We start from the raw sequence: 11,298 nt of genomic DNA, 5'->3' as shown, positions 1-11,298 counted from the left end.
GCGGCGATGCCGGTGGTGCCGTGGGTGGTGTCGGCGCGGTCGGCGGAGGCGCTGGGCGGGCAGCTGGCCCGGGTGGCGGAGCTGGCGTCCTCGGGTGACGTCGATCCGGTGGACGTGGGCTTCTCGTTGGTGTCGTCGCGGGCGGTGTTCGAGCACCGGGCGGTGCTGCTGGGCGCCGATGGCTCCGAACTCGTCGCGGCCGAGCCGGTGTTGTCCTCGCCGGGTGCGGCGCGGACCGGTGTGGGGTTCCTGTTCGCGGGCCAGGGTGGTCAGCGGGTGGGGATGGGGCGGGAGTTGTACGAGGCGTTCCCGGTGTTCCGGGCGGCGTTCGACGAGGTGTGTGCGGTGCTCGACGCGCCGGTGGCCGAGGTCGTCGCCTCGGGTGAGGGCCTGGGCCGCACCGGGCTGGCGCAGCCGGCGCTGTTCGCGCTGGAGGTGGCGCTGTTCCGGCTGCTCGCCTCCTGGGGTGTCACTCCCCGCGTACTCGTGGGGCATTCGGTGGGTGAGATCGCGGCCGCGCATGTGGCCGGGGTCCTGGATCTGGTGGACGCGGGTGCGCTGGTGTCGGCGCGGGCCCGGTTGATGGACGCGCTGCCCGCCGGTGGGGCGATGGTCGCGGTGGAGGCGGCCGAGGAGGAGGTCCTCCCGTTGCTCGCCGGGCTCTCGGAGGTGGGTGTCGCGGCGGTCAACTCGCGGACTTCGGTGGTGGTTTCGGGTGCGGAGGGCGCGGTTCGGGGGGTCGTCGAGGCGCTGCCGGGCCGCCGGACGAAGCGGCTGGAGGTCAGCCACGCGTTCCACTCCCCGCTGATGGCGCCGATGCTGGAGGACTTCCGTGCGGTCGTGGCGGGTCTGACCTTCCACCCGCCGCGCCTTGCGGCGGTCTCGACCGTCACCGGCCTGCCGGTCGACGGCGAGTGGTGCGACCCGGCCTACTGGGTGGACCATGTGTCCCGCACGGTCCGCTTCGCGGACGCCGTCGCCGAAGCCGGTGTGGGCGCCTGGGTCGAACTCGGCCCCGACGGTGTGCTCTCCGCCCTCGTCGACGCTGCCGCGCCCGCGCTGCGCGCGGACCGGCCGGAGGCCCGCCAGGCGGTGACGGCGCTCGCGCACGCCTTCGTCCACGGTGCGGACGTCGACTGGGCGGCGCTGTTCGCGGGCCATGACCCGCGCCTGGTCGAGCTGCCGACGTACGCCTTCCAGAGCGAGCGCTACTGGCTGGAGCCCGTCGCGGGTGACGTCGCCTCCGCCGGACTCACCGACGCCGCCCACCCGCTGCTCGCCGCCGTGGTCGAACTCCCTGACGGCGGGACGGTGCTGACCGGGCGGATCTCCCTCGCCACCCACCCCTGGCTCACCGGCCATGCGGTCCTGGGTTCGGTCCTGCTGCCGGGCTCGGCCTTCGTCGAGCTGGTGCTGACGGCCGGGCGACGCGTCGGCTGCCCGAGGCTGGAGGAGCTGGTGCTGTCCGCTCCGCTGGTGCTGCCGCGTTCGGGGGCCGTCCAGCTCCAGGTCGTGGTGGAGGCTCCGGACGGTTCGGGCAGCCGGGCCGTGGCGGTGTACTCGCGGCCGGCCGCCGACGACGCCGATCCCGAGTGGACCCAGCATGTGACGGGTTCGGTGGGTGCGGCCGAGGCGGACCCCGGCGCGGGGGCCGACCAGCCGGTCGGCAATGCCGTCGAGCGCGATCTTACGGGCCTGTACGAGGAGTTGACCGATCGGGGCTACGCCTACGGCCCGGTGTTCCAGGGCCTGCGACGGCTCTGGAAGGCGGGTGACGAGGTCGTCGCGGAGATCGAGCTGCCCTCGGGCGCGCCCGGTGCGACCGGCGACTACGTCCTCCACCCGGCCCTGCTGGACGCGGTGGTGCACCCGTTGCTGCCGGGCGTGGTGGACGACGAGCGGGCAGCCGGGCTGCCGTTCGCCTGGAGCGGGGTGAGCGTGTTCGCGCCGGGGACGTCGCGGCTGCGGGTGCGGATCGTGCCGGTCGGTCCGGACACGGTGTCGCTGCACATGGCGGACGACGGCGGTCGGACGGTCGCCAGGATCGACTCCCTGGCGTGGCGGGAGGTGACCGCGGATGCCGTCCGGTCCGCCGGTCACGACGCGCTGTTCGAGGTGGTGTGGCAGCCGGTCGAGCCGGTGTCGGCGGCGGGCTCGGCGGAGTCCACCGCGACGTGGGCGGTGCTCGGCGCGCCGAGTGACGAACTCCCGCTCCACTACGCCGATGTGGCCGCGCTCGGTGCCGCGCTCGACGCGGGGGCGCCGCTGCCGCCGGTCGTGCTGGCCCGGCTGGCCGCCGGTGACCCGGGCGACCCGGCCATCGAGGTGGGTGACGCGCTGGAGCTGGTCCAGGCCTGGTTGGCGGACACGCGGCTGACCGGGGCCCGGCTGGTGGTCGTCACCACCGGCGCCACCGGTCCCACCGGTCCCACCGGCCCGGACGCCACCGCTCCCGCCGGCCCGGACGCCACCGGCGCCACCGGCCCCGCCGCCGTCGACCTGGCCGCCGTCGACCTGGCCGGAGCCGCGGCCTGGGGCCTGCTGAAGTCGGCGCAGACCGAGCACCCCGACCGGCTGGTGCTGGTCGACGTCGACGACCTGGACGCGGCCTGGCCGCTGCTGCCGGGCGCGGTGGCCTCCGGCGAGCCGCAACTGGCCCTGCGGGCAGGCACCGTACTGGTCCCCAGGGTGGCCCGGCCGTCGGCCGGGGGCGACGCCCCGGTGGCGTTCCCGGCCACGGGGACGACGCTGATCACCGGTGGTACCGGTGTGCTGGGCGGGATGTTCGCCCGCCACCTGGTGCGCGCCCACGGCGTCCGCCGGCTGCTGCTGGCCGGCCGCCGGGGCCCGGACGGACCGGGCGTCGCCGAACTCGTCCGGGAGCTGGAGGAGTCGGGCGCCGAGGTCGAGGTGGTGGCCTGTGACGTGACCGACCGGGCGGCGCTGGCCGCGCTGCTGGCCGCCGTCCCCGCCGAGCACCCGCTGACCGCCGTCCTGCACCTGGCCGGGGTGGCCGACGACGGCGTCATCGACTCGCTGACCCGCCGCCGGGTCGCCGACGTGCTCGCGCCCAAGGCGGACACCGCCTGGCACCTGCACGAGCTGACCCTCGGCCTGGACCTGTCGGCGTTCGTCGTGTTCTCCTCGGTCGCCGCCACGTTCGGGGCGCCCGGACAGGGCAACTACGCGGCCGCCAACGGCTATCTGGACGCCCTGGCGCTGCACCGCCGGGCCCGGGGCCTCCCGGCGCTGGCCCTGTCCTGGGGCCTGTGGGCACGGGAGAGCGGCATCACCGGCCGTCTCGGCGCGGCGGACCTGCGCCGGCTCGCCCGGGCCGGGATCATCGCGCTGGACGACTCCACCGGCCTCGACCTGTTCGACGCGGCGCTCGCGGCGGGGCGGCCGTGGCTGCTGCCGATGCGGCTGGACACCAAGGCCCTGCGGGCCCAGGGCGAGGCGATGCCCGCGGTGCTGCGCGGCCTGGTCGGCCGGCCCCGGCGGGCCGGCGCGGCGGCCGGGGCACCCGAGGAGACCCTGGTGGACCGGCTGGCGCGCACCGCGCCGGAGGACCGGGACGGGCTGATCGACGAGGTGGTGTGCCGCGAGATCGCGGTCGTCCTCGGCCACGCCGGGGCCGACGGGATCGACCGCGACCGGACCTTCGCGGAGCTGGGTTTCGACTCGCTGACCGCGGTGGACCTGCGCAACCGGCTGACCGCCCTGGCAGGGCGGCGCCTGCCGGCCACGCTGGCCTTCGACTACCCGACGCCGACCGCGCTGGTGGGCTACCTGCGCACCGAACTGCGGGCGCGGGTGCCGGAGGCCGGCCACCCGGTGCTGGACCGGCTGGAGGCGCTGGAGGCCACCACGGGCACGACCGGGCTCGACCCGGCCACCCGGGAGCAGGCGGTGGAGCGGCTGCGCGCGCTGCTCTCCCATTGGACGGCCGACACCGAGGCGGCCCAGGTCACCGAAAGGCTGGCCGACGCCTCCGCCGACGAGGTCTACGACTTCGTCACCAGGGAACTCGGGATCTCCCTCAGCTGAGCACGTCTGTACGCGACACCGATCGGGGCGGAAGAGATGGCGAACGACGAGAAGTTGCTGAACTACCTGAAGCAGGTCTCCGCGGACCTCTACCAGGCCCGGCACCAGCTGCGGGAGTTCGAGGAGCGGGACCAGGAGCCCATCGCGATCGTCGGGATGGGGTGCCGGTTCCCCGGTGGGGTGGCCTCGCCGGAGGACCTCTGGCGGCTGCTGGCCGACGGCGGTGACGCGATCACCCCGTTCCCCACCAACCGGGGCTGGCCGACCGACCTGTTCGACCCGGACCCGGACCGCACCGGCAAGACGTACAGCACGGACGGCGGATTCCTGCACGGAGCCGGGGAGTTCGACGCCGAGTTCTTCGGGATGAGCCCGCGGGAGGCGATGGGCGTCGACGCCCAGCAGCGGCTGCTGCTGGAGACCGCCTGGGAGACGCTCGAACGGGCCGGGATCGACCCGACCTCCGTCCGGGACCAGCCGCTCGGGGTCTTCACCGGGGTGATGTACGCGGACTACGGGGCCCGCTTCCTGACCGCGCCGGAGGGCTTCGAGGGCTACCTCGGGCACGGCAGCGCGGCGAGCATCGCCTCCGGGCGGATCGCCTACAACCTGGGCCTGACCGGCCCCGCGATCACGGTGGACACCGCCTGCTCGTCGTCGCTGGTGGCGCTGCACCTGGCGATCCGGGCGCTGCGGGCGGGCGAGTGCTCGATGGCCCTGGCCGGCGGCGTCACCGTGATGTCCTCCCCGGCGGTCTTCGTCGAGTTCTCCCGCCAGCGCGGGCTCTCCTCCGACGGCCGCTGCAAGTCCTTCTCGGCCGCCGCGGACGGCGTCGGCTGGTCCGAGGGAGTCGGCCTGCTGCTGGTCGAGCGGTTGTCGGACGCCCGGCGCAACGGGCACCAGGTGCTCGCGGTGGTGCGCGGCTCGGCGGTGAACCAGGACGGCGCGTCCAACGGTCTCACCGCGCCGAACGGCCCCGCCCAGCAGCGGGTGATCCGGCAGGCGCTGGCGAACGCCGGGCTGACCCCGGCCGACGTGGACGTGGTGGAGGCGCACGGCACCGGCACCCGGCTCGGCGACCCGATCGAGGCGGAGGCCCTGCTGGCCACCTACGGGCGCGAGCGGGCCGGGGACCGGCCGCTCTACCTCGGGTCGGTGAAGTCCAACATCGGGCACACCCAGGCCGCCGCCGGCGTCGCCGGCATCATCAAGCTGGTCATGGCCCTGCGCAACGGCGTCCTGCCGCGCACCCTGCACGTGGACGCCCCCTCCCCGCACATCGAGTGGGAGACCGGGGCCGTCCGGCTGCTCGACCGCGAGCAGGCCTGGGCGCCGGGGGAGCGGCTCCGGCGGGGCGCCGTGTCCTCGTTCGGCATCAGCGGCACCAACGCGCACGTCGTGCTGGAGGAGGCCCCCGAGGACGCGCCGGAGGCGGCCGAGGAGGCGACCGCCGGGCCGGACCGGACGCCGGCCGTGCTGCCCTGGGTCCTCTCCGCCCGCAGCGCCGCCGCCCTGCGGGCGCAGGCGGCCCGGCTGGCCGCCTGGCCCGCGCCCGACCTCGCCGACGCGGGCCGGTCGCTGCTCGCCACGCGCGCCGCGTTCGAGCACCGGGCGGTCGTGCTCGGGGCCGACCACGCGGAGCTGGTGGCCGGGCTCACCGCGGTGGCCGAGGACTCCGCCGGAGCGGTCGTGGGTACCGCCGGCGCGCCCGGCGGCACCGTCTTCGTCTTCCCCGGCCAGGGCTCGCAGTGGCTCGGCATGGCCGCCGAACTGCTCGACGGCTCACCGGCGTTCGCCGCCGCGATGGCCGAGTGCGACGAGGTGATCGGCGAGCTGACCGGCTGGTCCGTGCTCGACCTGCTGGCCGAGACCGAGGACGAGTCCGCCCTGGCGCGCGTCGACGTGGTCCAGCCCGCCCTGTTCGCGGTCATGGTGTCGCTGGCGGCGGCCTGGCGGGCGATCGGGGTGGCCCCGGCCGCGGTGATCGGGCACTCGCAGGGCGAGATCGCGGCCGCCTGCGTCGCCGGCGCGCTGTCGCTGCGCGACGCGGCCCGTGTGGTGGTGCTGCGCAGCCGCGCGCTGACCGAACTGGCCGGCCTCGGCGGCATGGCGTCCGTCCCGCTGCCCCTCGCCGAGGTCGAGGAGCGGATCGCCGGGTACGGCGGGGCGCTCTCGGTGGCGGCCGTCAACGGCCCCCGGACGGTGGTCGTCTCCGGCTCCGCCGCCGAACTCGACGACCTGCTCGCCGTACTGACCGCCGAGGACGTCCGGGCCCGCCGCATCCCGGTGGACTACGCCTCGCACTCCGCGCACGTCGAGGGCATCCAGGACCGGCTGCTGGCCGAACTCCGGGACCTCGCACCGCGGTCCGCCGACACCCCGCTCTGGTCCACGGTGACCGGCGAGTGGCTGGACACCGCGGGGATGGACGCCCACTACTGGTACGAGAACCTGCGCCGCACGGTGCGCTTCGCCGACGGCACGGCGGCCCTGCTGGACTCCGGGCACCACGCGTTCGTGGAGCTCAGCCCGCACCCGGTGCTCACCATGGCCATCGGGGAGACGGCCGAGGGGCGCGGCGCCGAGCACGCCGTCGTGGTCGGCTCGCTGCGCCGCCACCACGGCGGCCTGCACCAGTTGCTGACCAACGCGGCCGCACTCCACGTGCGGGGCGTGCCGGTCGACTGGACGGCCCTGCTCGGCGGCCCGCGCCGACCGGTCGAGCTGCCCACCTACGCGTTCCAGCACACCGACTACTGGCTCCGCTCCGACGGCTCGGTGGGCGACGTCACGGCCGCCGGCCTCGGGCTCGCGGGCCACCCGCTGCTCGGCGCCTCCGTCGAACTGGCCGGCGGCGGCGTCGTCCTGACCGGCCGGCTCTCGCTGAGCAGCCACCCGTGGCTCGCCGACCACGCCGTGCTGGACACCGTGCTGCTGCCCGGTACCGGGCTGGTCGAGCTCGTCACCACGGCCGGCGACCGGGTCGGCTGCGGCCGGATCGAGGACCTCACGCTGACCGCACCGCTGCTGCTGCCCGCCCAGGGCGCCGTCCAGCTCCAGGTCGTCATCGGCCCGGCCGACGAGCACGGCCAGCGCGAGGCGTCCGTGCACTCGCGGCCCGAACCGGCCGACGGGGCGGAGCCGGTCTGGACCGGCCACGCCACCGGCGTGGTCGCCCCCGGCGCCGGGGCACCCGCCGAGGTGGGCGCCTGGCCGCCGCCCGGCGCGGTCGAGGTGGACCTCGACGGCGTGTACGCCCGGCTGGCCGGGCTCGGCCACGGCTACGGACCGCAGTTCCAGGGCCTGCGCCGGGTGTGGCGGCGCGACGGCGAGCTGTTCGCCGAGACCGCGCTCAGCCCGGAACAGACCGCCGAAGCGGGCCGGTTCGTGCTCCACCCCGCCCTGTTCGACGCCGCCCTGCACCCGCTGCTGCGCGGTGTCGTCGACGACGGCCGGCACGGCGGCCTGCCGTTCGCGTGGAGCGGCGTCGAGGTGCACGCCTCCGGCGCCACCCGGCTCAGGGTCCGGCTCACCCCGACGGGGCCCGACTCCGTCGCGCTGGCCCTCGCCGACGCCGACGGCGCGCCCGTCGCCACCGTCGCCACGCTGACCTGGCGCGAGGTCGACCCGGCGGCGCTGCGCGGCGCGGCCCGCGACCACGACGCGCTGTTCCGGATCGACTGGCGTCCGGCCACCGCCACCCGGCCGGCGCCCGAGCGGCCGGTCCTGCTGGCCGGCGCGGACCTGGCCGGGGCCTTCCCCACCGCCACCGGGCACCCGGACCTGGCCGCGCTGCGCCGGGCACTGGACGACGGCGCACCCGTGCCCGAGCTGGTCCTGACCGGCCTCGCGCCGGGCACCGGCGACCCGCTCGCGGACACCCACACCGCCGTCACCGGGACGGCCGCCCTGCTCACCGACTGGCTGTCCGACGAGCGGCTGGCCAGTACCCGGCTCGCCGTGGTCACCCGGGGGGCCGTCGACGGCACCGACCTGGCGTCCGCGAGCGTCCGCGGTCTGGTGCGGGCCGCCGTCACCGAGCACCCCGGGCGCTTCCTGCTCGTTGACTCGGCCGACGGCTCCGCGACGGGCGCCGGGACGGCGCAGGCGTCCTCCGACGCCTGGGCGGCGGCCCTGGCCGTCGACGAGCCGGAGGTCCTGCTCCGCGACGGCGCCGTCCTGGTGCCCCGCCTGGCTCGCCTGCCCGCCGCCGACTCCGACACCGTTACCGACACCGCCGGGGCCGGCCCGTTCGACCCCGACGGCACCGTGCTGGTCACCGGCGCCACCGGGGCCCTCGGTACCCGGCTCGCCCACCACCTGGTCCGCGAGCACGGGGTGCGGCACCTCCTGCTGGTCAGCCGCTCCGGCCCGGCCGCGCCCGGCGCCGCCGCCCTGCGGGACGAGCTGGCCGCGCTCGGCGCCGAGGCCACCGTGGCGGCCTGCGACGTCGGCGACCGGGCCGCGCTCGCCGCCCTGCTCGCCGCCGTCCCCGCCGACCGGCCGCTGCGCGCGGTCGTGCACACCGCCGGCGTCCTCGACGACGGGCTCGTCACCTCGCTCACGCCGGAGCGGTTCGCCGCCGTGCTGCGCCCGAAGGCCGACGCGGCCTGGCACCTGCACGAGCTCACCCGGGAGCTCGACCTCACCGCCTTCGTCCTCTACTCCTCGGCCGCCGCCACCTTCGGCGGCGCGGGCCAGGCCAACTACGCGGCGGCCAACGCCTTCCTCGACGCCCTGGCCGCCCACCGGGCCGGGCTCGGCCTGCCGGCGACGACGCTCGCGTGGGGGCTCTGGGAGTCCGGCGGCGCGATGACCGGCGACCTGACCGGCACCGACCGCGAACGGATCGCCCGGGCCGGTATGCGCCCGCTCGGCGACGCGGACGGCCTCGCCCTGTTCGACACCGTGCTGCGGGAACGCCACACCTGGGCGCTGCCCACCCGGCTCGACCTGGCCGCCCTGCGCGGCCTCGGCAGCCAACTCCCGCCCCTGCTCGGCGGGCTGGTCCGGCCCACCGCGCGCCGCGGCACCGCCGGAACGGGCGAGAGCGCCTCCGCCCTGGCCGGCCGGCTGGCCGGGCTCGCTCCCGCCGACCGCACCCGGGCCCTGGCCGACCTCGTCCGCACCCAGGTCGCCGAGGTGCTCGGGCACCGCGACGGGTCGGCCATCGAGGCGGACCGGCCGTTCACCGAGCTGGGCTTCGACTCGCTGACCGCCGTCGAACTGCGCAACCGGCTCAGGAACGCGACCGGCCTGAAGCCCTCCGCCACCCTCGTCTTCGACTACCCGAGCGTGGCCGCGCTCACCGCCCACCTCGACGCCGAACTCGGCGGCGTGGCGGCGGCCGGCCCGGCGCCCCTCCCGGTCCCGTCCGCGGCCTCGCCCGACGACGACCCGATCGTCATCGTCGGCATGGCCTGCCGCTACCCCGGCGGGGTCGGCTCACCCGAGGACCTGTGGCAGCTGGTCACCGACGGCGTGGACGCCATCCGGCCGTTCCCCGCCGAACGCGGCTGGAGCATCGAGGACCTGTACGACGCCGACCCGGACGCGCCCGGCAAGACCTACACGGTCGAGGGCGGCTTCCTGGACGACGTGGACCGGTTCGACGCCGGGTTCTTCGGGATCTCCCCGCGGGAGGCCCTCAGCATGGACCCGCAGCAGCGCCTGCTGCTGGAGACCACCTGGGAGGTGTTCGAGCACGCGGGCATCGACCCGCAGTCGCTGCGCGGCAGCCAGACCGGCGTCTTCGCCGGCATCAGCGGCCAGGACCACGCGGGGATCCTCGCCAAGGCCCCCGAGTTCGAGGGCTACCTGCTGACCGGCAGCGCGGGCGCGATCGCCTCCGGCCGGATCGCCTACACCTTCGGCTTCACCGGTCCGACGCTGACCGTCGACACCGCCTGCTCCTCCTCACTGGTGGCCATCCACCTGGCGGCGCAGGCGCTGCGCAACGGCGAGTGCTCGATGGCGCTGGCGAGCGGTGTGATCGTGATGTCCACCCCGACCCTGTTCGTGGAGTTCTCGCGGCAGCGGGTCGGCGCGCCGGACGGCCGCTGCAAGTCGTTCTCGGCGGCCGCCGACGGCGCGGGCTGGTCCGAGGGCGCCGGCGTGCTGCTGCTGGAGCGGCTCTCGGACGCCCGGCGGCTCGGCCACCGGGTCTGGGCGGTGCTGCGCGGCAGTGCGGTGAACCAGGACGGTGCGTCGAACGGTCTGACGGCGCCGAACGGTCCCTCGCAGGAGCGGGTGATCCGGCAGGCTCTGGCCAGCGCCGGGTTGTCGGCGGCGGACGTGGACGCGGTGGAGGCGCACGGGACGGGCACCCGGCTGGGTGACCCGATCGAGGCGCAGGCCCTGCTGGCGACGTACGGGCGCGACCGCGACGCGGACCGGCCGCTCTACCTCGGGTCGGTGAAGTCGAACATCGGCCACACCCAGCACGCGGCGGGGATGGCCGGCGTGATCAAGATGACGCTGGCGATGCAGCACGGCGTCCTGCCCCGGACGCTCCACCTGGACGAGCCCAGCCCCTACGTCGACTGGTCGGCCGGGGCGGTGGAGTTGCTGGATGAGGCCCGGGAGTGGTTCCCGGGTGACCGGCCGCGTCGCGCCGGTGTCTCCTCGTTCGGGATCAGTGGCACCAACGCGCATGTGATCCTCGAAGAGGGGGATCCGGCGGCGGTCGCCGTGGACGGTGACCGGGCGGCGATGCCGGTGGTGCCGTGGGTGGTGTCGGCGCGGTCGGCGGAGGCGCTGGGCGGGCAGCTGGCCCGGGTGGCGGAGCTGGCGTCCTCGGGCGACGTCGATCCGGTGGACGTGGGCTTCTCGTTGGTGTCGTCGCGGGCGGTGTTCGAGCACCGGGCGGTGCTGCTGGGCGCCGACGGCTCCGAACTCGTCGCGGCCGAGCCGGTGTTGTCCTCGCCGGGTGCGGCGCGGACCGGTGTGGGGTTCCTGTTCGCGGGCCAGGGTGGTCAGCGGGCTGGCATGGGGCGGGAGTTGTACGAGGCGTTCCCGGTGTTCCGGGCGGCGTTCGACGAGGTGTGTGCGGTGCTCGACGCGCCGGTGGCCGAGGTCGTCGCCTCGGGTGAGGGCCTGGGCCGCACCGGGCTGGCGCAGCCGGCGCTGTTCGCGCTGGAGGTGGCGCTGTTCCGGTTGCTCGCCTCCTGGGGTGTGGCTCCGCGTGTGCTGGTGGGGCATTCGGTGGGTGAGATCGCGGCGGCGCATGTGGCCGGGGTCCTGGATCTGGTG

At 76.2% G+C, this 11,298-nt stretch carries 2 protein-coding genes; both read left to right on the top strand.

The genetic code is table 11. The features are described from left to right. Positions 1-4,047: type I polyketide synthase (locus tag ABT263_RS37845; protein ID WP_352298233.1), on the top strand; the 4,047-nt coding region annotated here is incomplete at its 5' end. Between the two features lie 54 nt (positions 4,048-4,101). Beyond that, positions 4,102-11,298, top strand: a 7,197-nt coding sequence (locus tag ABT263_RS37840) for an SDR family NAD(P)-dependent oxidoreductase (RefSeq protein ID WP_502885932.1), incomplete at its 3' end; no start/stop codon positions are given.

Origin of the sequence: Kitasatospora sp. NPDC001603 (genome assembly GCF_040298365.1) — a bacterium.
GTDB lineage: Bacteria > Actinomycetota > Actinomycetes > Streptomycetales > Streptomycetaceae > Kitasatospora.
The sequence above is the reverse complement of the archived record's forward strand: the minus strand, read 5'-3'. Positions and strand labels throughout refer to the sequence as shown.